Below are 23,095 nucleotides of genomic sequence, written 5' to 3' on the forward strand. Positions count from 1 at the left end.
GCTGCTTCAGTCCTGGCCGGTTCCGGAGGCGCGGCGGGGTTCCGCGTCGAGGAACTCGCGCAGGTGCTGCCCCGTGAGGATACGGGCCGGGTTGCGCCCGGGTGGCAGCGGAAGCCTGCGGCCCAGTGCCCAGCGGAAGCGTCGTGCGGGTGCCAGGTCGAACACGTACTTCCCGCCGCTGCGGTCGTCGGTGCGGCTGCCGTGGATCTCGAACGCGCCCACGCAGACCCCGCCGTCGACGAAGGCCAGCAGGAAGTCCCCGTGCTGGGCGACCGTCCGGGAGGAGAAGCGCCAGGCCCGGGCCGCGCTCTCCTCGACGGTGCGCCCGTCGCGCAGCGCCTGCCGTACGTCCACCGCCAGCATCCCCGGCCCGCTCCTTGCTCCGTGGCTCGACTCGGCCCCGGATCCGTTCCAAGCCCGCTTCGACGGACTTTATCGGCCGATAAAGAGAACCGTTGACACCGACGCGCCCGCGAGGACGGCCGACATAGGGTGTGCCCCGTGGATGACCTCCTGGGCTGTCTGATCCTCGCGGGCGCACTGGCCGTGATCATGGGCGCGCTCGCCTGGCTGGCACGGGTGATCAGGCGCCGCGGTGTCGCCGGACACGCGGTGGCCGCCGCCCTGGCCTCCTACGAGGAGGCGTTTCGCGTCACGTCCTACGAGGCGCACCAGGAGATCCGCACCCAGGCCGGACGCAGGCTGCCCCTGGAGTCACCGGACGATCCGTGGCGCCCGGCCCGGACGGCCCTCCCGGCCCGCCCGGCGGCTCGCTCCGCGCGGGGGCCGCGCAGATGGGTCCGCCGTCTGCGGCGCCGCCGCTGAGCGGTCACGGTCCCGGCGTCTCCCCGCCGTTCGCGGCGCGCAGACGCAGGACGGAGGCGCCCTCGCCGGGTACGCCCTGACGGGCCGCGCGGCGGAGCCGGGCGGGCGTGTCCCCCGCCGCGAGACGGAAGGCACGGCCGAAGGCGGACTCGGAGGCGTAGCCCACGGCGGCGGCGACCTCGGAGACCGGTCGCTCGGTCTCCGCGAGCAGTTCCGCGGCGAGCAGCATGCGCAGCCGCATGAGGAACTCCCCGGCGTTCATCCCGGTCTCCCGGCCGAAGTGCCGGATGAAGGTCGCCCTCGACATGGAGTTGAGCGCGGCGAACTTCTCGATGCCCCAGTCGTGGGCGGGGTCGCGCAGCACGGCGTCGGTGACGGTCCGTACGACACCGCGGGTGGAGGCGAGCCACGCCACCCGGCTCACACCGGACACCCCGCGCAGGGCCAGCGTCAGCAGGACGTCGCAGAGGGAGTCGAGGACGGCCTCCGTGCCCGGTCCGGCGGCGCGGGCCTCGTCGCGCATGAAGGCGCTCAGCAGCGCGAGGGGGCTGCCCGCGCCGGCGCCGAGCGGGACGTGCAGTACCTCGGGCAGCATGCCCATGAGCACCTGGCCCGCGCCCGGCTCCCACGTGTAGTGGCCGCAGAAGAGGTCGACGGGCACCGCGTCGTCGTCCGGCGCAGCCCCGCTCACCAGGGCGTACGGACCGACGTCCCGGTGTTCGACCGACGTCGCCGGGCCCGGGCCGTGCGTGTGGACGCGGTGCTCCGTGCCGCGCGGGAGGAGCACCATGTCGCCCGCCCGCAGGTCGATGCTCCGGTCGGGCAGTTCGAGGGTGCATTCGCCTTCGAGCAGCAGATGGAAGGGCGAGCTGCCGGTACCGCCCGCGGGATTGTCCAGGGTGTGGCTCCCGGCGATCAGGCAGCGGATGTCGACGCTGCCCCGCAACCGGGCGAGGTGGACCACACGACTCAGAGTGTCCATGAGACTTTCTCGATAGAAATCGGCACTCACTGATCTTGGCATCTCGCCACGGGGGCAGCAAGGTAGGAGCCATGGAAACCATGCATGTCGATCTCCTCGTGATCGGATTCGGCAAGGGCGGCAAGACCCTGGCGGGGCGGATGGGCCGTCTCGGCCGGCGCGTCGCGATCGTCGAGCAGTCGGACTCGATGTACGGCGGCACCTGCATCAACGTGGGGTGCGTACCGACCAAGGCTCTGATCCACCGGGCCGGCGAGCGCCGCCCGGACGATCCGCCTGAGGCGGGGTTCCGCGACGCCGTGCACAGCACGACGCGGCTGACGGACGCGCTCCGCGCGAAGAACTTCGAGATGCTCGACACGGTCGACTCCGTCACGGTCGTCACCGGCCGCGCCCGGTTCGTCGACCCGAAGACGGTGGAGGTCAGCGCGGGCACCGACCGCCTGCTCGTCACCGCGGACACCGTCGTCGTCAACACCGGCGCGGAGCCGGTCGTGCCCGACGTCCCGGGCCTGCGCGCCGGCGCGTTCACGAGGACCAGCACCGACCTGGTGCGCGATCCGCAGCGCCCCGCCCGCATGGTGATCCTCGGCGCGGGCTACCTGGGACTGGAGTTCGCCGGGATGTACCGGGCGTTCGGTACCGAGGTGACCGTCCTGGAGGCGGGGACGCGGGTGCTGCCGAGGGAGGACGAGGACGTCGCGGACGCGGTGGCGGCCGTCCTGGCCGACGAGGACGTCACCATCGTCACGGGAGCGACGGTCACGCGCGTCACGGACGCGGCGGACCACGCCACCGTGCACTACCGCGTCGACGGGCAGGACCGCACGGTCGACGCCGAGGCGGTGCTCGTCGCGACCGGGCGCAGGCCCGCCACGGCGGGCCTCGGCCTCGAGGACGCCGGCATCCTGACCACGCAGTCGGGTGCCATCGCCGTGGACGAGTACCTGCGCACCAGCCAGCCGAACGTCTTCGCCGTCGGGGACGTCAACGGCGGGCCCCAGTTCACCTACATCTCGCTCGACGACAGCCGGATCGTGGCCGACCAGCTGACCGGCACCGGCACGCGCACGACCCGCGACCGCGAGGCCGTGCCGTACACCGTCTTCACGACGCCCCCGCTGTCCCGCGTCGGGCTCACGGAGCAGCAGGCGCGCGAGCAGGGGTACGCGGTCGCGATCGCCGAGAAGGCGGTCGGCGAGATCGCCTCGATGCCCCGGGCGAAGATCGTCGGGGAGACACGGGGACTGATGAAGTTCGTCCTGGACACGGAGACCGACCGGGTGCTCGGTGCGGCCCTGTTCAGCGTGGACTCCCAGGAACTGGTCAACACGATCGCGCTGGCGATGCGCCACGGGGTCACGGCGACCGAGCTGCGCGAAGCCATCTACACGCACCCGAGCTCCACCGAGGCCTTCAACGAGGTGCTGGCCACCGTCCGGTGAGCCGGGCGGGCCCCTGCCGCCGCCGGCGCCTTTTGAGGCGAACCGCGCATTGCCGGACAATGTCCACAGGACGCGGTACCCATACCGGCGGCAGCGGGGGCTCACCGATCACGGGACGGCATCATGCCTTCGTACGTGCACACCACGGCACCGACCCGGTACGTCGAGGTGAACGGGGACCGGTACGCCCACCGCCGTTTCGGGGCGGAGACCGGGACCCCCTGCTGATGCTGCCGCACTTCCGCGCGGGCATGGACCACTGGGATCCGCTCGTCACGGACGGCCTCGCCGGGAACCGGCCGGTGATCCTCCTCGACAACGCGGGGGTCGGGAACTCCGGCGGCCGGACGCCGGAATCGGCGGAGGGCCTCGCCGCGAACGCCGTGGCCTTCCTGCGGGCGCTCGGCGTTCCCCAGGTCGACCTGCTGGGCTTCTCGCTGGGCGGCTACGTCAGCCAGGCGCTCGTCCTGGCCCGTCCCGAACTGGTGCGCCGCCTGGTCCTGGTCGGGACGAAGCCGCGCGCGGGCGAGATGGCGGGCGTCGGCGAACGGGTCGCGGAGGTCGCCGCCCACGAGGTCCTGACCGAGGAGGACTACCTGTTCCTCTTCTTCGAGGACTCCCCCGGCAGCCGTCGGGCCGGCCGGGAGTTCTGGGCGCGCCGTCACGAACGGACCGTGGACGCCGACGCGGAGTGGGCCGGACAGCGTCCGGGCGCAGCAGGCGGTGCGGGCCGACTGGAACACCCCGCGCGGCGAGCGGTTCACGGAGCTGCGGCGCATCACCCAGCCCACGCTCGTCGTGAACGGCAGGAACGACATCATGGTCCCGACCGTCAACTCGTGGATCCTCGCGCAGCACATCCCGCACGCGCAGCTCGTCGTCTACCCGGACTCGGGCCACGGCGCGCTCTTCCAGTACCCCCGGCTGTTCTGCGCCCACGTCGCCCGCTTCCTGGACAGCGAGGCGCCTTTCACCTGACCTTCCGGCACACCCGGCCCCGCCGGCCGTGGCTACGCCTCCGCGACCGCCCGGTGCCGGCCGGCGGCGCGGACTGCGTACCGGACGGTGGCCGCACAGAGGACGAGGAACGCCCCGCTGACCAGCGCGACCACCAGCCAGGTGAGGCCCTTCCCGCCCGGGACGGCGGCGCCGTGCAGCCAGCGGACGAGGAAGTTGCCGGTGGCCGCCGCGGGGAAGGAGAAGACCCAGTGTCCGAGGTGGAACCCGTCCTGGCGGACGTGCGGCACGAGGAACAGGACGATCAGGACGGTGAAGAGCACCAGCCCCGCGAAGCCGTACCCCACGGCGTCGACCCGTCCGCCGTGCGCGGAGGTCCAGGCGAGGCCGCCCACGGCCGGCGGGATCGTGAGGACGGTCAGCGTGGGACGGGCGGGACCGGGCAGGCCGTCCGCGACGAGGCGGCCGAGGACGACGGTGCCGAAGGCGAGCCAGTACAGGACGCCGACCGCGAAGGCCGCCGCGGCCGCGTCCGGGAGCCGGACCGCGGAGCCGGTGGTGCTGGCGATGAAGGGCCCGGAGACCACGGGCAGCAGGTAACCGGGGTGGAGCGGGGCGGCGCCGAGGCCGCCGGTCACCCAGTGGGCGAGCAGCCGGGCGGCGATGACGGCCGAGGCGAGCGCGAAGAGCGCGTAGGACCAGCGGGCGCCGTCGACGCCGAAGCGCGCGAAGTGGCCGGTGGCCAGCATGCCGATGATCGGGACGTACGCGAGGGCGAAGCCCTGACCGGGGTGGTGGAGGTCGTCCAGGACGTTGCGCCAGCGCGTTCCGCCGTGCCGCAGGTACTGCGCCAGCAGCACCACCCACACCAGGCCGCTGACCACGAACAGGACGTCGCTGACCCCGATGGGCGCGGCCACCGTGGCGGCCGCCGACTGCCAGAGCCCGCCGAGGCCCGCGGTACCGAGGGACACCGACATCAGCCCGATGCGCGTCGCCCGCCGGGCGCCCCCGTCGTTCCCGCCGGCGGCGTGCGCGGGGCGCGACGACGTGTCCGGGGGCGTCTTCGGGGACGCCTCCGGGGGCGTCCCCGGAGGCGCGACGATCACGGGTACGTCCAGTGCGGCCGACTGCATGCGGGGGATCTCCTCGGGTTAGGGTGGTTTCAACTTTAAACCAGGCGCCTTCCGCCGGCAGCGGCCCGGATCCGGGCCCGGCCGAGATGCCCGCACCTGTCGGCGGGGACTATCGTCCACATATGGGAGCGCCCCGGCCGGGCCGAAACGGCGTTCCCCGGCGGCGAACGGCCGGCTGGGCGCCGCGCGGGGCCGGTGGGTGATGGGCGGGGGCTCAGCGCCGGGCGCCGCGCCGCAAGAGGAGGCCGCACTCGACCGGGCTCTGGCGGAAGTGGCGAGAACCACCGGGTCCCACGCCGCCGGTGTCTTCCTGCTGGTGCCGCAGGCGTTGCGGCTGGCGGTGGTGACGGGCCTGTCCGCCGGTGTGGTGCGGCCGTGGTCCCGGCTGGCGCTCGCGACCCCGGCGCCCGTCTCCACCGTGGCACGTGAGGGGCATCCGGTCTGGGTGCACGGCCACGACGAACTGGCCCGCCGGTTCCCGCGCACGGCCTTCGCGCTGCCCTACCGGGTGGCGATGTACGTGGTGCCGCTGCACACCGGAAGCACGGTGTCGGGCGTCCTGCAACTGCTGTGGCCCGACACCCGTCCCGACCGGCTCGCCCCCGACGAACGGGCCGCCGTCACCCGCGCCGCCGACCGGATGAGCGCGCTGCTGACGCAGGCCGCCGCCCGGGGACGGCCGTTGCGGCCGGGTACCGCGCCCCGGGTGCTCGCGCCGGACCCTCCGCCGCCCCTGCCGCCCGCCGAGGCCCAGGCCGCGGCGGAGCTGACGGAGCGCCTGGACGAGGGGGTGCTCGCGCTGGACCTGGAGGGGCGGGTGACCTTCCTCAACAGCAGGGCCGCCGAACTGCTCGGCCGCGACAAGCGGCAGCTGATGCACAGCCGCCTCTGGGAATGCCTGCCCTGGCTGATCGACCCGGCCTACGAAGACCCCTACCTGGCCGCACTGTTCAGCCGGCTCCCCACGGACTTCACCGCGCTGCGCCCCCCGGACGACTGGCTGTCCTTCCGGCTCTACCCCGACACCACCGGGATCAGCATCCGGCTGCGAACCGCCCCGGCCCCGGCCGGCAACCGCCTTCCGCCCACCACTCCCTCGGGGACCGCGCCGACCCGCGCCGGCGCGCTGTACCACCTGCTGTACATCGCCTCGTCCCTCACCGAGGCGGTCGGCGTACAGGACGTGGCGGCGTCCGTCATCGAGCAGATCATGCCCGTCCTCGGGGCCGACGGCCTGTCGTTGCTGACCACTGACGAGGGGCGGTTCCAGGACGTCGCCTCCCGCGGCTTCCCGCGGGCCCACAAGGACTTCTTCCGGGGCCTGTCCCTGACCGTCGACACGGCGGGCTCGCGCACCGTCGCCACGGGGGCGCCGATGTTCTTCAGCGACGTCGACGCGATACGGCAGGCCTTCCCGCTCGTCACCCCCTACACGCGGATGGGCGCCTGGGCGTTCCTCCCGCTCAACGCCTCGGGCCGCACGATCGGCTGCCTCGTCCTGGCCTTCGCCCTCCCGCGCGCCTTCCCGCCCGACGAGCGCGCCGCCCTGACCTCGCTGGCCGGCATGATCGCCCAGGCACTGGAACGCGCTCGGCTCTTCGACACCAAGAGCCAGGTCGCGCGCACCCTCCAGACCGCCCTGCTGCCGCACTCCCTGCCACGGGTACCCGGCCTGCGCGTCGCCGCGCGCTACCTCCCGGCCGCCAGCGGCATGGACATCGGCGGCGACTTCTACGACCTGATCCGCCTGGACGGCACCGGGGCGGCGGCCGCGGTCATCGGCGACGTCCAGGGGCACAGCGTCAACGCGGCGGCGCTGATGGGCCAGATCCGCACGGCGGTGCACACCCACGCGAGCACCGGCTTGGCACCGGACGACGTGCTCACCCGGATCAACCGCCTGTTCAGCGACTTCGACACTGACCTGTTCACCAGCTGCCTGTACGCCCAGCTCGACGTGCCCGGCCACCGTGCGCTGCTGGCGAGCGCCGGCCACCTGCCCGCGCTGCTGCGCCACCAGTCGGGCCGGACGGAGATCCTCGACGTGCCGCCCGGGCTCCTGCTCGGGGTGGACGTCGCCGCGGACTACCGGGCCGCGGCGGTGCCGATGCCGCCGGGCAGCGTGCTCGCCCTGTTCACCGACGGCCTGATCGAACGTCCCGGCACCGATCTGGAGACGGCACTGCGGGAACTCGCCGGACGGCTCGCCGCGGCACCCGTCCGGTCGCTGGACGACCTGGCCGACGAACTCCTCGGGGAGGCGCAGCGGACCTCCGGGGGCCGGGACGACATCGCCCTGCTGCTGGTGGGCCCGGGTCCGGCGGAGTGAGGGACGGGAGCGCCACGCGCGCTCAGCCCGTACGCGCCGTGAGGCGGAACCGGCCGAGGGTGTCCCGTATCAGCCGGCGCACCTCGGCCCACGTGCGGTCGACCGCCGCGTCGCCGCGCAGCAGACGCTCCGCTGGCTGGGCGGCGTACCAGCGGGCACGGCGGAGGGCGTCGACGCCGGCGGCGGTCCCGGCCACCACGTAGTAGTGGTGGACCAGCGCCCCCGAACCGCCGCGATGGCGCAGCCCGACCAGCCAGACCGTCGCGGCGTCCCCGCGGTGGTGCGGTGCCCCTTCCGGGCGAGCGTCCCGTCCGGCGGCCCCCACGGCGTCCTCCGGCGGGTCGGCGGTACCGGAAGGGTGGGTGTTCGTCATCTCTCGCTCCCGCCACGCGCTCACTGCTCGGGCCATTCCACGGTCGCGCCGACGACGGTCTCCGGGCCACGGACATCCCGCCGCATCCCCCTCGGATCCGGTCAGGGGCGGTAGACCGCCCCTGGCTGCGGGGTGCCGGGCGCGAGCAACTGCGGAACGGTCACGAAGGTGAAACCCCGCTTCTTGAGCGCGTCGATGATCCCGGGCACGGCCGGCAGGGTGCCCCGGTAGCCCTTGGCGTCCGGGCCGGGGACGACGTCGTGGAGCAGGATGATGCCGTCACGGTCAGCCTGGTCCAGGACGCGCTTGGTGATCAGGTCGGGGTCGTTGGTCTCGTAGTCCTTGGCGGTCACGCTCCACAGCACCTCGGAGAGGCCCATCTCACGGGCGATCCCCTGGACGGTGTCGTTGGTGCGTCCCTGCGGCGGGCGGACGAGGGTGGGCCGGCGGCCCGTGATCCGCTCGATCGCGTCGTCGGGGCGGCTCAGCTCCTCGCGTATCGTCTTGGGGTCGCTGTCCGTGAGGATCTTGTGCGACCAGGTGTGACTCGCCACCTCGTGACCCTCGGCCGCCATGCGCTTGACCATGTCCGGATAGCGCTCGATGTGCTTCTTTCCGAGGAGGAAGAAGGTCGCGGGCACCTTCTTGTCCTTGAGGACGTCGAGCAGCTGCGCGGTCTGCTTGCTCGGTCCCGCGTCGAAGGTGAGCGCGATGCACTTGGCCTGGCGGCAGTCGACGCTGCCGAAGGCACCCGTTCCGGTCTTACCGGCCTCCTGCCGCACGGTGCCGGGGGAGGTGGTCTCCACGCGGGTGCACCCGGTGAGGGCGAGCGCGATCGCCAGCGCGGCCACGGGGAGCACCGCCCATCTGCGGGCGGTCCGGGCGGGGGCGGCATCGCGTCGGTCGGGCAAGGGGTGTCGGGTCCGGATAAATCGCATGACCGCGACTATACACATGGGATATACATGCTGTTCATATCGGCGTGCGTTCCCCGATCCACCTGATCGCGACTCGCCTCTAAATGACGTGTATACCTCATGTGTATATTGACGCGCATGTCCATCGGTCACACCCTCCTCGGCCTCCTCGAATCCGGACCGCGCCACGGCTACGACCTCAAGCGCGCCTTCGACGAGCGATTCGGCCACGACCGCCCGCTGCACTACGGGCAGGTGTACTCGACGATGTCACGGCTGCTGAAGCACGGGCTGGTCGAGGTCGAGGCCATAGAGCCCGGCGAGGGGCCCGAGCGCAAGCGGTACGCGATCACGGAGGCGGGCGTCACCGATGTCGCGCGGTGGCTCGCGACCCCGGAGAAGCCCGAGCCGTACCTGCAGTCGACGCTCTACACCAAGGTCGTCCTCGCGCTGCTCACCCGGCGCGACGCCGCCGACATCCTGGACGTGCAGCGAGCCGAACACCTTCGGCTGATGCGCGAGCTGACCGAACGCAAGCGCACCGGGGACCTGGCCGACCAGCTGATCTGCGACCACGCCCTCTTCCACCTCGAGGCCGACCTGCGCTGGCTGGAGCTGACCGCGGCGCGCCTGGACAGGCTCGCCCAGGAGATGAGCCCATGACGGCTGGCGAGCCCCTGCTCACCCCCGCCGGCCTGCACAGGTGCTACGGCTCGACCCCGGCCGGCAAGTCCGCCCCGTGGCACTGCCTGGTCGGAATCGTCGTCCCCGACGCCGGCACCATCACCTACCGCGGTGGCGAGCTGTCAGGACCGGGCCGAGGACACCATGCCGATCGCCAGGGTGGACACCGCCTGCCGCGACCAGGAGGGCCACCGCGCGCCGCTGCCGCATGATGCGTCAGGACGGCCTGCGCTCCCAGTGACGCGCGGCGGGGCCGGGCAGCCGGAGCACGGCCCCGGACACGTCCGGGTCACGCCAGGTGCAGACCCGGCAATTCGGCAGAAGCACGGTGGACACCGGCAAACCCCGCACCTAACCTGAACGGGTCGTGCGCGACGGGGGCCTTCGCGCACGCTCGGGGGCGGGGGGTTCCACATGGACATCGTCGGCCGCGTCAATGCTTTCGTAGGCGACGACGACTCCAGAGCCGTCGTGCTGCAGTCCCTCCGCGGCACCGACATCAGTGTCGGACGGAATGCCGACCGGGTGTTCCCCGCGGCCAGCCTGATGAAGCTCGCCCTGGCGGTCACCGTGATGGAGCAGGCGGACCAGCGCCGTGTCGTGACCCGATCGGATCTCGGTCGCACGGACTATCCGTCCCTCCTGGAGGTCTTCGAGCCGCGGCACCGGTTCACCCTCGCGGAATTGTGCGGCCTCATGCTCGCCACGAGCGACAACCCCGTCGGAGCGTTCCTCACCGACCTCGTCGGCATGGAGGCCGTGACCGCGACGGCCGCCCGGGCGGGCGCCCGGCAGACGTTCATGCGGGTGGGCTTCACCGACCGCGAACTGGACGCGACCGCAAGGGACAGCGTCACGACGGCGGATGACACGGCACGCGTGCTCCGGTACGTGGCCACGGAGCCGCGGCTGCGCCCCCTGGTCAGAGCCCTTCGCAACAGCATGAGGAACTTCCGCCTCCCGCTTCGGCTTCCCGATCATCTGCCGGTCGCCCACAAGACCGGAAGCCTTCGCGGCCTCGCGCATGACGCGGGCATCCTGTACGGACGCCACGTCGACCTGATCGCGGTGTTCCTCACGGACTGCCAGGAGGACACGGCGCTGGTGAACATCCAGATCGGCGACTGCATCGCCGACGTCTGGCGCCTCGCCGACGAGACCCTCTGACCGGGCCGGTGACGGGCAATGGCCGATCAGCGCAGCGTGATCTCGGAAGTGCGGCGGACGGTCCGCATCTACAACCTCCTCGTCCTGGTCGTCGGCGCGGTGGCTCTGATCGTGTCCGTGAACCGTGCCCACGAGGACGTCCTCGCCAAGACCTCGGAGATAGTGGGCACCACTCTCGTCTCCGCGGCCATGGTGAGTTTCATCTTCGGGCAGATCACCATCCGTGACACGACACTCCAGGTCGACCAGGCGATCGACCACGCCCTCCGGGAGATCCTCGAGCCCATTCGCGAGAACCTCTTCGCCGGGGCACTGGCCCGCTACCGGTGGGACTGCCACCTGGACCGGCTCGAACCCGACGGATACGCGGCCCAGGCGATGCGGATCTCCTACCAAGTGCCTGAACTGCCCAGGGAACTGCGCTTCATCTGCGTCTCCTCGCTCAGTGACGAGCACTTCGGCATCCTCGCCAGCGACAACCGATACGTCTTCCGCTGGCAGGTCGACGAGGGACTGGCGCTGACCGACGGAAACTGCTTCCGCGTCGATCATGTCCGCGTCGACGGGCAGCAGTTGCCGCAGGCCTCCCCGCGCCGGACCGAACTGCGGGGCTCTCCCGCGGTCGAATACCGCTTCGCGCTGCCGGAACCCCGGCGCCACCACGGCTTCCGTTCGGTGGAGTTCAACGTCGTCACACGCAAGTACCTGGGGACGGACCGCGAGATACGGGTGCAGGCGTACACCTTCAGACCGGTGCTGGACGCTGAGTACCGGCTGACCGTGGGACGGGACATCGGCGCGCAGATCCTCAACACCCAGGTGTCAGGGCTGACCCGGCTCGGCACCGGCGGTCTGACGCAGCACGGCCGTACCTACCCCGACACCTTCGGCCAGGTCGCCGCCCACGCCATCTTCACCACGCCGCTGCAGACCGGGAGCAGCGTGGTGTTCACGATCGACCGGGGGAATCCCCGCCATGCCGTCCCCCCGTCCGGGACGCCCTGAGCGAGCCTTCGGAACCCGCTCTCGCACCGGTCCGTCAGTACCCCGCCGGTGGTGCGGTGGTGGCCCGGCGGGTCAGGAGCGCGGAGAGCACGGTGGTCTCCGGGACGTCGTCGCGGTCGGTGAGCTTGGCCATCAGGAGCTCCACCGCACGGGTGCCGATCTCGGCGGAGGGGATCGAGACCGACGTGATCGGCACGGGCGCCTGCTCGGCGGTCTCGTCGGGGCAGATCGCCGCCACCGACAGGTCCTCCGGGACGCGCAGGCCCATGGCCTGGAAGGCGGAGATGAGGGGCTGGGTGATCGGCTCGTTGTGGACGACGACCCCGGACAGCCCCGGCTGCTCGCGCAGCAGTTGCTCGGCCATGGCCCGCGCTGCCGCCGGGGTCTCCGGGCAGGGGTGGACGGACGAGCGCAGGCCGAGGCGGTCGGCGGCCGCCGTGAACCCCGCGGCGACCCGGCGGGCGAAGCCGGTGCCGCGGACGTAGACCTCCGGCGGTGAGCCGACGAGGGCCACGGTGCGGTGGCCGAGCGAGGCGAGGTGCTCGACGCACGCCTCGCCGGCACCCGCGAAGTCCAGGTCGACGCAGGTCAGTCCGGCCGGGTCGGAGGGGAAACCGATCAGCACGGACGGCCGGTCCAGGGCGCGCAGCAGCGGCAGCCGCCGGTCGTCCATCTCGACGTCCATGATGATGAAGGCGTCCGCCATCGCGCTCTGGGCGACCCGGTTGATGCCCTCCTCCCCCTCGTTCTGCGTGAGGAGGAGGACATCGTGGTCGTGCTCCCGGGCGGCGGTCAGCACGGAGGTGGCGAATTGCATGACCACGGGCACGTGGATGCCCTTCCGGAGGGGCAGCACGAGCCCGATCACCCGTGACCTGCTGCTGGCCAGGGACCGGGCTCCGGCGTGCGGCCGGTAGCCCAGTTCACGGATGCTGTCCTCGATGCGCCGCCGGGTCTCCGGGGAGATCGGCCGCTTGCCGCTGAGGGCGTAGCTGACGGTGCTCGGCGACACGTTGGCGTGCCGCGCGACGTCAGTGATCTTGACCATGCAACTCCCTTCCCCTACGTGCGTGCTGTGCCGGGCCGTCCTCAGGAGCCGGAGAGCTCCAGGGTGAGAACGGCGGTACCGGCCGCGGCACGCGCGGAGGGGCCGCCCGCGACCTCGACGCCCCACGGCAGGGACGCGTCGGAGGTCTCGGCCCGCAGCGTGGAGCCCTCGCGCACGACGGTGATCTCGGCCGCGGCCGAGCCGTCCTCGCGGGGGATCCGCACGGTGGTGCGGGAGCCCTCGGCCGGCTCGAAGACCCGGACGGTCACGTCGTCCGCCCACACGTAGTCGGGGCGGTCGTCGACCGATCCGACCGGGATCGCGGAACCGGGCCGGGCCAGCAGCGGGACGCTGAGGTAGTCGTGGGTCTCGCGCACCCAGCGCGGGCCGGTGACCTTCTCGCCGGTCGTGAAGTGCGTCCAGGTGCCCTCGGGCACGTAGTAGGAGACCTCGCCGTCCTCGGAGAACACCGGCGCGACGAGCAGGTCCCCGCCGAGCATGTACTGGCGCTCGAGAGAGGCGCAGCCCGGGTCGTCCGGGAACTCCAGCACCATGGCGCGCATCATCGGGACGCCCTCGGTGTGCGCCTGGTGCGCGGCACCGTAGAGGTAGGGCATGAGGCTGAGCTTGAGCTTGGTGAAGTGGCGGAGGACGTCCACCGCCTCCTCGTCGAACAGCCACGGCACGCGGTAGGAGGAGGAGCCGTGCAGACGGCTGTGCGAGCAGAGCATGCCGAAGGCGGTCCAGCGCTTGAACAGGCCGGCGTCGGGCAGACCCTCGAAGCCGCCGATGTCGTGGCTCCAGTAGCCGAAGCCGGACAGGCCGAGGGAAAGGCCGCCGCGCAGCGACTCGGCCATCGACTCGTACGTGGACTCGCAGTCGCCGCCCCAGTGCACGGGGAACTGCTGGCCGCCGGCCGTGGCGGAGCGGGCGAAGAGCACCGCCTCGCCCTCGCCGCGGTGCTTGCGCAGCACGTCGAAGACGGTCTTGTTGTACAGCTGCGTGTAGTAGTTGTGCATCCGCTCCGGGTCGGAGCCGTCGAAGTACGCGACGTCGGTGGGGACGCGCTCGCCGAAGTCGGTCTTGAAGCAGTCGACGCCCATCTCCAGGAGGGCCTCGAGCTTGGACGCGTACCAGGCGCAGGCGTCGGGGTTGGTGAAGTCGACCAGGGCCATGCCGGGCTGCCACAGGTCCCACTGCCAGACGCCGCCGTCGGGGCGCTTGAGGAGGTAGCCGGCGGCCTTGCCCTCGGCGAACAGCGGGGAGCGCTGGGCGATGTAGGGGTTGATCCACACGCAGATGTGCAGGTCACGCTCCTTGAGCCGGCGCAGCATCCCCTCGGGATCGGGGAAGACGCGCGGGTCCCACTCGAAGTCGCACCAGTTGAACTCGCGCATCCAGAAGCAGTCGAAGTGGAACGCCGACAGCGGCAGGTCGCGCTCGGCCATGCCCTCGACGAATCCGGTGACGGTCTGCTCGTCGTAGGAGGTGGTGAAGGAGGTGGTCAGCCACAGCCCGAAGGACCAGGCGGGCGGGAGCGCGGGCCGGCCGGTGAGCGCGGTGTACTTGCGCAGGATCTCCTTCGGCGTGGGGCCGTGGATGACGTAGTACTGCAACTGCTGGCGCTCGGCGCTGAACTGGACGCGCGAGACCTGCTCGGACGCGACCTCGAAGGAGACCTTGCCGGGGTCGTCGACGAAGACGCCGTAACCCGCGTCCGTCAGGTAGAACGGGATGTTCTTGTAGGACTGCTCGCTGCTCGTACCGCCGTCGGCGTTCCAGATGTCGACGGTCTGGCCGTTCTTGACGAGCGGGCCGAAGCGCTCGCCGAGCCCGTAGACGGAGGTGCCGACGGCCAGCCGGAGCTGCTCGCGGACGTGGTGCTCGCCCTCGGCGGTCTCCATGAACGCCATGGCCTTGACGTCGCTGCTGGTCAGGGTGCGCCCGTCGGCCTGGAACTCCATCCGCCACTCGCCGTCGAGGCGGAAGCGGACGCTGAGGTCGCCGGAGGTGAGGACGGCCTGCTCCTCGTCCACGGTCACGACGGGCTCGTGCGGCTCGTGGTGCAGCTCGAACTGCGGCCCGGTCTCGACGTCGCCCTCGAAGTGGGTGATGCGCACACCGATGACACCGGGCATCGGCGCGGTGCAGTCGACGGTGACGAGCGGGCCCTTGAGCAGGTCGCCGCGGTGCCGGATGTGCTGGGTGGGTGCGTGGACCCGCAGCGTTCCGGGGCCCGGGACGGCATCGAGGACCTCGGCCGGATACGCCGCCGTGACGCCTTCGCGCAGCAGCCAGTACCCGTTGGTGAACTTCATGGTCGATGCCTTTCCCGGTGGGCTGCCACCGGCGTTCTCGGTGCGTGTGGGAGCAGAAGGGGTGGCTCTGCCTCCTGCCCCGGGAGGAAGGGGCGGAGGCAGAGCCGCGGGCGGACGGGGGGCAGGTCACCCGCCCGTGGGAAGGGCCGCGGACACGGTGGTCCGGGTGCGGATCACTTCACTGCGCCGACGGCGATGCCTCGGGTCAGGGTCCGCTGGAAGAGGAGGAAGAAGACGATGGCGGGCAGCGCGCCGAGGAGCCCGGCCGCGTTGGTCATCGTCGCGTCCATCAGTCGCTGGCCCTGGAGCACGCCGAGCGCCACCGAGACCGTCTGGTTGTCGTTCGACGGCAGCATGACCAGCGGCAGCAGGAACTCGTTCCAGGTCCAGATGAAGAAGAACACCAGCAGGACGCCCAGGGTGGGCCGGCTGACCGGGACCACCATCCGCCACAGGATCTGCCAGCTGTTGGCGCCGTCGATCCTGGCCGCCTCGATGATCTCCTTCGGGAAGGCCCCGAGCACGGAGGAGAGGAGGTAGGTGCCGAAGGCCGCCTGCACGACGCTGAAGACGATGATCAGGCTCAGCCTGGTGTCGTACAGCCCCACCTGCTTGGACAGGTAGTACAGCGGGTAGACCAGGGCCTCCTGCGGCAGCACGTTGGCCAGCACGAAGAAGGCGAGGAAGTACGCCTTGCCCTTGATCTTGCCGATGCCGATCGCATAGGCGTTGAGCACCGAGAGGATCACGCCGAACACCGCGACCGAACCCGAGATCACAACCGAGTTCAGCAGTGTGTGGCCGAAGTTGACCCGGGTCCAGAAGTCCGTCAGGCCGTCCAGGTGGATGCCGTGGGGCAGGGACAACGGGCCGTGCGCGGAGTAGTCGGCGGGCGACTTCAGCGCGTTGATGAGCACGATCAGGAGCGGCAGCACCATGAAGATCGCGCCGAGGATCATCGCCACCAGCACGGGGTAGCGCTTGAGCGCGTTCACTGTGCGTCCTCCGATCGGGTCTGGAAGCGGAGGCCGACCGTGGTCAGCGCGAGGATGATCAGGGTGAGGACCGTCGCGATCGCGGAGCCGTAGCCGACGTCCGTCTTCTCGAAGAAGGTCGAGAAGGAGAAGTAGGACGGCACGATGGTCGCGTCGGCGGGCCCGCCCTTGGTGAGGACGTACACCGCGCCGAAGACCTTCAGGGCCGCGATGGTGCACCACAGCATCACCACGTAGATCTCGGGGCGGATCTGGGGCAGCGTCACGTGCCAGAAACGCTGCCACCAGTTCGTCCCGTCCAGCTCGGCCGCCTCGTAGAGCGAGGGATCGACCCGCTGGAGTCCCGCCATGAAGATCACGACGGGGAACCCCAGCTGCACCCAGACCATGACGGCCATCACGCTGTAGAGCGCGAACTTCGGGTCACCCAGCCAGTCCTGCTGGAGCGAACCCAGGCCGACCGCCTTCAGCAGCTCGTTGAGCGAACCGTTCTCGGGGGCCAGGATCCAGCTCCAGACGATGCCCGCAACGGTGATGGGCAGGACCTGGGGCAGGTAGAAGCAGGCACGCAGCACACTGGCCAGCTTCGAACCGAAGTGCTTGCCGATGAAGTCGAACAGCGCCGCGGCCACCACCAGGCCGACGGCGGTGGGGATCACCGCCATCGCCAGGACCATGGCGACGCTGTGCCGGAAGGACTCCCAGAACCGCGAGTCCTTCATCAGCTCCCGGTAGTTCTCCAGCCCCGCCCAGGTGGGCGAGCCGACGCCCTGCCAGTGCGTGAAGCTGAAGTAGATGTTCATCGCGAACGGCACGATCACGACGGCCAGGAAGGCGATGACACCCGGGATCAAGTACAGCGCGTAGGGATTGCGCAGCCGGAGGGGTCGGGCACTCATGACGTAGGCGCACCCGCGTCATAGGCCTTCTGCAGCTCGTCGAGGACCGCGTCGGGGCTCGCGCTGCCGGTGATCAGCTTCTGGGTGGCCGAGACCAGCACGTCGTAGAAGCCGGGGACCGGCCAGTCCGGGTAGAAGGCGAGACCGTCCTGGGACGAGACCTTGTTGAAGTTCTCGATCAGCTCCTTGGAGCTGGGGTCGGTGATCGCCGAGGGCTCGGCCGCGACGGGCACGCCGCCGTTGTTGCCGAGGGTGTTCTGGATCCCCTTCTTCATCGTGATGTCGATGAAGTCGTAGGCCAGCTGCTTGTTCTTGGCGTTCTTCGGGACGACCCAGAGGTTGCCGCCGGAGCCGAGGGTCATCTTGGAGTCCGGGAAGAGGAACGAGCCCCACTGGAACTTGTTCTCGTCGCGGAAGCGGCCGTACCACCAGCTGCCCGAGAAGAAGATCGGGGACTTGCCGCTGATGAAGGAGACACCGGCGTCCTCGGCCTTGGCGCCGCTGGACGTCTTGGCGATGTAGCCCTTCTTCACCCAGTCCGACAGGGTGTTGGCGGCGTACGTCCAGGCGGCGTCGTGGAAGTCCGCCTTGCCCTTGTAGAGCTCGAAGGAGTCGACCCAGCTGCGGTCGGCCTTGGTCAGGGCGAGCTGGTACAGGTACTGGTGGGCCGGGTACTCGGCGCCGCCGTTGGCGAGCGGGGTGATGCCCTTGGCCTTGAAGGCGGCGAGGGCCTGCTCGAACTCGTTGAACGTGGCCGGGACCTTCACGCCGTTCTTCGCGAAGAGGTCCTTGTTGTAGTACACCATCGTGTACTCGCCGAAGTTCGGGACGCCGTACCAGTTGCCGGAGCCCATGACGCCCTTGGCGTCGTAGCGGCTGGTGGTGGTGACGCTCGGGCTGAGCAGCTTGTCCCAGCCGTACTTGGTGACCTGCGGGGTGAGGTCGGTGAGCAGGCCCTGCTTGGCCAGCAGGCCGGCCGTGGCGTTGCCCTTGTTGTACTCCATGAGGTCAGGGGCGTTGCTGGAGTTGAGCACCATCGAGGCGGTCTTCTGGATCTGCTCGAAGCCCTTGGCCTCGAACTCGACCTTGACGCCCGGGTGGGACTTCTTGAACTCCTCTATCGCCTGGTTCCAGGCGATGCCCATGGCACTGTTCGGAGCTTCGTAGTGCCAGAGCTTCAGCGTCTTGCCGTCGCCCTCCGCACCGCCGTCCGAGCTTCCGCACGAAGTGATGAGCATGGCACCCGCAAGGGCAGCTGCTGCGAGAGCCAGCGGTCTGCGCACCTTCAACATTGAAGTGACCTCCACCTGGGCCGAACGAATGAGGCGTCCATCGAATGGTTTCGATGCGACGCGTCGAAGCGCTTCGACGCAGGACCGTATGCAGCAGGCGCGGATATGTCAATGGTGTTAACAAATTGCCGACCAGCGATTTTTGAAGCGTGACCGCCGACCGACAGCCACGTGACGTGCGACGGATGCCCGGAGTGACGACGTGCGGACGCAGCGGTGTCCACCGCGGGACGCAAGCGCTTGACGGCGAAGCGGATTTTCCGCTTCCGAATTCCGGCGGGATTTCCCCTTGGGTCGCGCTGACCTCATTTGCAACTTCCGCCCCTTTTGCCGCACAAGCCTCTGCGGCCACGGGAAATCCGGCCCGACGGGACTCTCGCCGAGCCCTCAACCCGCGCGCACCGAGCGGCGGTTGGGCCGCCGCTGACGCAACGGAACCTTTGCGGCACGCACGGTTGAAAGGGCGTCACAGTAGAGCAAAAGAGACCAATATGCACTTTTTGCCGGATCCCTTTGACGGGCGACACAAAACGCGCCTACCGTGCATATAGGGACGTCTTCAACTACAGACATCTGTTCCGGCGTTCCACGTCCGTGAGGTGCGTCCGCGCCCAGGCGTCCGCACCCCATCCGCCGGGATCACGCACGTTCCCGCGCGACGGCGGTCGGCTCCGCGCGGACGCGACCCGAAGTCCAGATCCCCGAAGGGGGAGTCATGCGAACGCTTACCTTCCGCAGGATCGCCGCCGCCGCTGTGGTGGCGCCCCTGCTCGCCTTCGCCGGAGCCACCGCGGCCAGCGCGGCCACGCCACAGACAGCACCCACCACTGCGCAGTCCGTCGTCGACCACGGCGGCGGCTGGGGTGGCGGACACGGACACGGCGGCTGGGGCTGGGGGAACGGCTACGGCTGGGGCGGCTACGGGGGCTACGGCGGCTACGGCTGGGGCGGCTACGGGGGCTATGGCGGCTACGGCTTCTACCCCGGCTTCTACGGTTCCGGCTTCTACGGAGGCTTCTACCGCTGAGGCCGGACGGCCGGTGCTCTGCCGGCCCGCCCGGTGACGTCCCCACCGCGACCGTCGCCGTCCGGCCTCCCGGCCAGGACGGTGGCGGCCCACGGTGTGGGAGGTCGATGCGGGCGGGGCCGACCAGGGCCGTCAGGCCCTCCTGCCGGCCCGACCCGGCGAGGACCACCGCGAAGCCCTCGGAACCACCAGCGGCCCCCGTGATGCGGGGGCCGTCGGCGTGCCCTCGCCCGCCCCGGGGGCCGGCGTGGCGGCGGGCTCGCGCAGCATCGCGGAGGCGGCGGCTCCCGACGACGCCACCGCGTCGGCGACGAACCGCGCGCGCCCCACGCCCAGCACGCGCAGCGCCCGGCCGTGGTCCACCGCCACCAGGAGCGCCGCTCCCGCCACGGCCACGCGCCATCCGGCCGTCGCGGCACGGCGCGCGGGCGCGGGCAGGACCGCGAGCGACGCCCGCAGGCGCTCGCAGTGGAAGAGCACGTGCCGCTGCTCGTCGGCGAGGATCCGGCCCGCGACCTCACGCGTGAGCGGGTCGTCCGCACCCTCCCTCAGGGCCCGGTAATAGCGCAGCGCGACCTCCTCGGCGACCATCAGCACCAGCAGTTCCAGACGCAGCCCCAGCAGGCGGCGCAGGGCGACGAAGGCCCGGTCCGTCCAGTGGCCGTCGATGGTGGACGCGCCGGCCGCGGCCAGCAGCCGGCCGAGCAACCGGGCGTGGTTCTGCTCCTCGGCGACGAACAGGCGCACCGCTTGCGCGTAGTCGCGGTCCCCCGCCGCGTCCGCCTTGGCGATCAGGTGCGCCCCGTCGCCGTCCTCCCCGGCCTGGAAGCGCTGCACGCTCGCGCATACCGCGTCGTGCAGCACCGCTCCCCGCGCCCACGCGGGATCCCCCGTCACACGCCGTCGGTCCCGCTCCTCCTCGAAGCGCTCCGTCCACCGGGCGAATCCGCTCACGGTCATGTCCCTCCCCGCCTCCGTAGGGCACGTTCCGTCGTGCCCCGGTTGGGGAGAACGCACGGACGACTGCGGGCCGTTCCCGTCACACGGTCCCGCGGCCACTCAGTCCCACAGTTCGCGGACCGGGTCGTGCGGCCAGGACGGCTGCTTGTCGGGGTAGGTGATCGTGAGCTTGGTGAAGTGCCGCAGGTGGGGGTCCTTGGGCCAGGGCTTGCTCTCGGAGAGCTCGATCTTGACCGGGAAGGTGTGGAAGTGGCCCGCGGCGCAGTACGGATCGCAGTCGTTGGCCTCCTCGTAACCGGTGCCCACGGCCGAGTCGCTGCCCCAGTGCGACCAGTACAGACCGCCCAGCCGGTCGTTGCCGTCGCCGCAGGCCAGCAGGAAGTCGGGGGGCATGACCAGTCCCCGCCCGAAGCAGGTGACCAGGACGGTGGCGTAGGTCGGGGCGGCCGCGCGGGGGGCCGCGTGGGCCGCAGGGAGACCGGCGGCCGCCGAGGCGGGTGCGGCGGCGACCACGGTCGCGAGCGCGGTGGAGGTGGCGGTCAGGGCGAGGGTGCGGAGGAGTGGCATCTCGGTCTGCCTTCCTGGCCGCTGCCGGGGATGGTGGCGGTCGTGGACGAAGGTGCGGTCCGGAGTGCCGCTGCGACGTCGTGGGGACCCGGAGGCTCGATGGCCGGCGTCACGACAGGGCCGCGGTGCGGCGGAGAGCGGGAACGGAAGCAGAAGCGGAAGCGGAAGCGGAGCGGCCGGGGGCGACAGGTGGCCCCGGGGTGGCGCGGCGGTGCGGCCTCGAAGTCACGTTCCCCCAGGAGGGTGAGGCACGCAACCCGGCCGGGCCACGCTCAGGCCCGATCGGCACGCTCGGTGATCAGCCGGGTACGGAAAGAAGCAACCAGATGAAGGGGGCGACATGGAACAAATCCGACACTTGTCCCGGTTGACGCCCCTGACAACGAGTTCGTCGTTCCACCGAGGTGATGCAGCAGTGGCCACCGACATGAGCAGTCCGACCGCGGAGACGTTCAAGCGCGCCGTGCTCTTCTTCAACCGGCAGCGCTACGCCGCGGCGGCCCGGACGCTCGCGTCCATCGTCGACGTGGCGCCCCGCAACATGGCGGTGCGCATGCTGCTGGCCAGGTCGTACTACTTCTCCGCGCAGCTCTCGCGGGCGGAGGCGGAGCTACGGGACCTATTGCGTGCCGAACCGCAGGACGCGCACGCCCACCTCCTCCTCGGCCGCACGCTCGAGCGTCAGGGCCGGCTCGCCGAAGCGGCCCCCCACCTGCGGCTCGCCGACACGATGACGGCCTGGGACCTCGTCGTCGTCTGACCCTCCGGGCCCTCGAAGTCCGCGCGGCGCCCGGCGCCCGCGGGCCACTCCCCCGGCCCATCCCCGGTTGTCCGGACCGTACCGCCTCCGCAGGCTGCTGGCGTGGGGGCCCACGACCGACCACGGTTCGGAGACCGCAATGACCTGTCCGCACGTCCGGTCCATAACGCGACGCAAGGCACGCTATGCCGTCGCAGTCCTCCTCGCGGCGGCCGCGAGCCTCACCGCCTGCGGTGAGAAGACGACGAACGCCCTGCGCGTCGACCGCGCGGTGCCCGCCGACACGCCCGCACCGAAGGTGCCCTGCGGCAACCCGCCGGTGCAGCTGGACCCCCAGGACCAGGACTTCCTCGACCAGCTGGCGGCAGCGGACGGCCCGCCGCTGTACACGCTCTCCTACACCGCCGCCCGGCAGGTGCTCGACAAGCTGCAGGCGGGTCCGGTGGACATGCTCCCGGCGCAGATCAGCGAGCGCACCGTGCCCGGTGGACCCACCGGCCCGGTGTCCGTGCACGTCGTACGGCCCGAAGGCGCCAAGGGGGACCTTCCCGGGATCGTCTACATCCACGGCGGCGGCTGGGTGCTGGGCAACTTCAAGACCCACGAGCGTCTGGTGCGCGAGCTCGCCAACGGCGCGCAGGCGGCGGTGGTCTTCGTCGACTACACCCCCTCACCCGAGGCCCAGTTCCCCGTGCCGATCGAGCAGGCGTACGCGGTGGCCAAGTGGGTCGCCGGCAACGGCGGCCAGATCGGTGTCGACCCCTCGCGTCTGGCCGTCGCCGGCGACTCGGTGGGCGGCGACATGACGGCCGCCGTGGCGATGATGGCCAAGCAGCGCGGCGGACCCGACTTCCGGCGTCAGGTGATGCTGTACCCGGTCACGGACGCGAACTTCGACACCGCCTCGTACAACCGTTTCGCGGAGAACTGCTGGCTGACCAAGCCCGCGATGAAGTGGTTCTGGGACGCGTACGCCCCCCGTCTCAAGGACCGGCAGAACCCCCTGGCCGCCCCGCTGCGCGCCACGGTCGACCAGCTGCGCGGCCTCCCGCCGGCGCTGATGGTCACCGACTCCGACGTGCTCCACGACGAGGGCACCGCGTACGCGGAGAAGCTGCGGGAGGCGGGTGTGCCCGTCCAGCTGACGCACTACCCCGAGATCACGCACGACTTCATGATGCTCAACGCCCTCCGCGGCACGGAGTCCAACAAGAAGGCGGTGGCCGAGGTCACCTCGGCGCTCCGCGAGGCGCTGCACGGGGCGGGGTCCGGCCCCGCCAAGTGAACCCCGGCAGGGTGTGCCCCGATCCTGCCCTGCAGGCGGGTCGTGGAGGGGCGGCGGGTGCGACCCGCCGCGCCACCACCACCCCCCAAGACCCCCAACCCGTTTGACAAGGTAAAAAAATTAA

General features: G+C 71.1%; 22 protein-coding genes and 1 pseudogene. 11 read left to right on the forward strand and 12 right to left on the reverse strand.

The features are described from left to right. Positions 1-6 precede the first annotated feature (6 nt). A complete protein-coding gene (locus ACFW3D_RS24105) occupies positions 7-363 on the reverse strand; it encodes a hypothetical protein (RefSeq protein WP_500506904.1) in 357 nt (118 codons plus the stop codon). Positions 364-501: 138 nt separating this feature from the next. Here ACFW3D_RS24105 and ACFW3D_RS24110 point away from each other — a divergent pair, with 138 nt between their 5' ends. After that, on the forward strand, positions 502-825 hold the full coding sequence (locus tag ACFW3D_RS24110) for a hypothetical protein (protein WP_500506905.1): 324 nt from the start codon (positions 502-504) through the stop codon (positions 823-825). Between the two features lie 4 nt (positions 826-829). Here the strand turns inward: ACFW3D_RS24110 and ACFW3D_RS24115 are convergent, their stop codons facing one another. Then, the gene (locus ACFW3D_RS24115; protein WP_500506906.1) at positions 830-1,807 is read right to left on the reverse strand and encodes an AraC family transcriptional regulator; all 978 of its coding nucleotides are present in this window, start codon (positions 1,805-1,807) and stop codon (positions 830-832) included. Between the two features lie 71 nt (positions 1,808-1,878). Here ACFW3D_RS24115 and ACFW3D_RS24120 point away from each other — a divergent pair, with 71 nt between their 5' ends. The 3 genes and pseudogenes from ACFW3D_RS24120 (at position 1,879) to ACFW3D_RS24130 (ending at position 4,230) form a co-directional block, all read left to right on the forward strand. Further along, a complete protein-coding gene (locus tag ACFW3D_RS24120) occupies positions 1,879-3,252 on the forward strand; it encodes an FAD-dependent oxidoreductase (RefSeq protein ID WP_500506907.1) in 1,374 nt (457 codons plus the stop codon). 251 nt (positions 3,253-3,503) lie between these two features. Further along, positions 3,504-3,704 (forward strand): annotated as a pseudogene (locus tag ACFW3D_RS24125) (alpha/beta fold hydrolase); the annotation flags it as partial. Between the two features lie 271 nt (positions 3,705-3,975). Next, complete coding sequence (locus tag ACFW3D_RS24130) at positions 3,976-4,230, forward strand: alpha/beta fold hydrolase (protein ID WP_500506909.1); 255 nt, start codon at positions 3,976-3,978, stop codon at positions 4,228-4,230. 32 nt (positions 4,231-4,262) lie between these two features. On the opposite strand, the gene ACFW3D_RS24135 is transcribed toward ACFW3D_RS24130, so the two are convergent. Next, positions 4,263-5,345, reverse strand: a complete 1,083-nt coding sequence (locus ACFW3D_RS24135) for a TDT family transporter (protein ID WP_500506911.1) — start codon at positions 5,343-5,345, stop codon at positions 4,263-4,265. A gap of 202 nt (positions 5,346-5,547) precedes the next feature. Between ACFW3D_RS24135 and ACFW3D_RS24140 the strand changes: the two genes are divergently transcribed. Further along, positions 5,548-7,674 carry a SpoIIE family protein phosphatase gene (locus ACFW3D_RS24140; RefSeq protein WP_500506913.1) on the forward strand — a complete coding sequence of 709 codons (2,127 nt, stop codon included), beginning with the start codon at positions 5,548-5,550 and terminating at the stop codon, positions 7,672-7,674. 22 nt (positions 7,675-7,696) lie between these two features. Here the strand turns inward: ACFW3D_RS24140 and ACFW3D_RS24145 are convergent, their stop codons facing one another. Both ACFW3D_RS24145 and ACFW3D_RS24150 read right to left on the reverse strand, forming a co-directional pair. Continuing rightward, positions 7,697-8,047: a hypothetical protein gene (locus tag ACFW3D_RS24145; protein WP_500506915.1), complete on the reverse strand. Its 351-nt coding sequence runs from the start codon at positions 8,045-8,047 to the stop codon at positions 7,697-7,699. A gap of 101 nt (positions 8,048-8,148) precedes the next feature. Beyond that, positions 8,149-8,958, reverse strand: a complete 810-nt coding sequence (locus ACFW3D_RS24150; protein ID WP_500506917.1) for a polysaccharide deacetylase family protein — start codon at positions 8,956-8,958, stop codon at positions 8,149-8,151. A 144-nt stretch (positions 8,959-9,102) separates the two neighbouring features. On the opposite strand from ACFW3D_RS24150, the gene ACFW3D_RS24155 reads away from it, so the two are divergent. The 3 genes from ACFW3D_RS24155 (at position 9,103) to ACFW3D_RS24165 (ending at position 11,820) form a co-directional block, all read left to right on the forward strand. Further along, entirely contained in the window at positions 9,103-9,627 is a 525-nt protein-coding gene (locus ACFW3D_RS24155; protein WP_500506919.1) for a PadR family transcriptional regulator, read from the forward strand. A 435-nt stretch (positions 9,628-10,062) separates the two neighbouring features. Next, complete coding sequence (locus tag ACFW3D_RS24160) at positions 10,063-10,815, forward strand: serine hydrolase (RefSeq protein ID WP_500506921.1); 753 nt, start codon at positions 10,063-10,065, stop codon at positions 10,813-10,815. Between the two features lie 18 nt (positions 10,816-10,833). Then, positions 10,834-11,820, forward strand: a complete 987-nt coding sequence (locus ACFW3D_RS24165) for a hypothetical protein (RefSeq protein WP_500506923.1) — start codon at positions 10,834-10,836, stop codon at positions 11,818-11,820. Positions 11,821-11,854: 34 nt separating this feature from the next. Here ACFW3D_RS24165 and ACFW3D_RS24170 read toward each other — a convergent pair whose 3' ends face one another. From ACFW3D_RS24170 to ACFW3D_RS24190, 5 genes are all read right to left on the reverse strand, one after another. Further along, the gene (locus ACFW3D_RS24170) at positions 11,855-12,868 is read right to left on the reverse strand and encodes a LacI family DNA-binding transcriptional regulator (RefSeq protein ID WP_500506925.1); all 1,014 of its coding nucleotides are present in this window, start codon (positions 12,866-12,868) and stop codon (positions 11,855-11,857) included. 41 nt (positions 12,869-12,909) lie between these two features. Continuing rightward, positions 12,910-15,186: an alpha-xylosidase gene (yicI, locus tag ACFW3D_RS24175; protein WP_500506927.1), complete on the reverse strand. Its 2,277-nt coding sequence runs from the start codon at positions 15,184-15,186 to the stop codon at positions 12,910-12,912. A gap of 173 nt (positions 15,187-15,359) precedes the next feature. Beyond that, entirely contained in the window at positions 15,360-16,145 is a 786-nt protein-coding gene (locus ACFW3D_RS24180) for a carbohydrate ABC transporter permease (protein WP_500506949.1), read from the reverse strand. Between the two features lie 32 nt (positions 16,146-16,177). After that, positions 16,178-17,080 (reverse strand): carbohydrate ABC transporter permease, encoded by a 903-nt coding sequence (locus ACFW3D_RS24185; protein WP_500506929.1) that lies wholly within the window; start codon positions 17,078-17,080, stop codon positions 16,178-16,180. Then, the gene (locus ACFW3D_RS24190) at positions 17,077-18,372 is read right to left on the reverse strand and encodes an ABC transporter substrate-binding protein (RefSeq protein WP_500506931.1); all 1,296 of its coding nucleotides are present in this window, start codon (positions 18,370-18,372) and stop codon (positions 17,077-17,079) included. The genes ACFW3D_RS24185 and ACFW3D_RS24190 overlap by 4 nt, the downstream gene beginning before the upstream one ends. 715 nt (positions 18,373-19,087) lie before the next feature. Between ACFW3D_RS24190 and ACFW3D_RS24195 the strand changes: the two genes are divergently transcribed. Continuing rightward, positions 19,088-19,399: a hypothetical protein gene (locus ACFW3D_RS24195; protein WP_500506933.1), complete on the forward strand. Its 312-nt coding sequence runs from the start codon at positions 19,088-19,090 to the stop codon at positions 19,397-19,399. A 132-nt stretch (positions 19,400-19,531) separates the two neighbouring features. Here ACFW3D_RS24195 and ACFW3D_RS24200 read toward each other — a convergent pair whose 3' ends face one another. Then, on the reverse strand, positions 19,532-20,359 hold the full coding sequence (locus tag ACFW3D_RS24200; protein ID WP_500506935.1) for a ferritin-like domain-containing protein: 828 nt from the start codon (positions 20,357-20,359) through the stop codon (positions 19,532-19,534). Between the two features lie 99 nt (positions 20,360-20,458). Beyond that, the gene (locus ACFW3D_RS24205) at positions 20,459-20,926 is read right to left on the reverse strand and encodes a hypothetical protein (protein WP_500506937.1); all 468 of its coding nucleotides are present in this window, start codon (positions 20,924-20,926) and stop codon (positions 20,459-20,461) included. Between the two features lie 427 nt (positions 20,927-21,353). Between ACFW3D_RS24205 and ACFW3D_RS24210 the strand changes: the two genes are divergently transcribed. Next, positions 21,354-21,686, forward strand: a complete 333-nt coding sequence (locus tag ACFW3D_RS24210) for a tetratricopeptide repeat protein (RefSeq protein ID WP_500506939.1) — start codon at positions 21,354-21,356, stop codon at positions 21,684-21,686. Positions 21,687-21,825: 139 nt separating this feature from the next. Next, positions 21,826-22,971 carry an alpha/beta hydrolase gene (locus ACFW3D_RS24215; protein ID WP_500506941.1) on the forward strand — a complete coding sequence of 382 codons (1,146 nt, stop codon included), beginning with the start codon at positions 21,826-21,828 and terminating at the stop codon, positions 22,969-22,971. Positions 22,972-23,095 lie beyond the last annotated feature (124 nt).

Origin of the sequence: Streptomyces sp. NPDC058864, from assembly GCF_042742985.1 — a bacterium.
Lineage (GTDB): Bacteria > Actinomycetota > Actinomycetes > Streptomycetales > Streptomycetaceae > Actinacidiphila.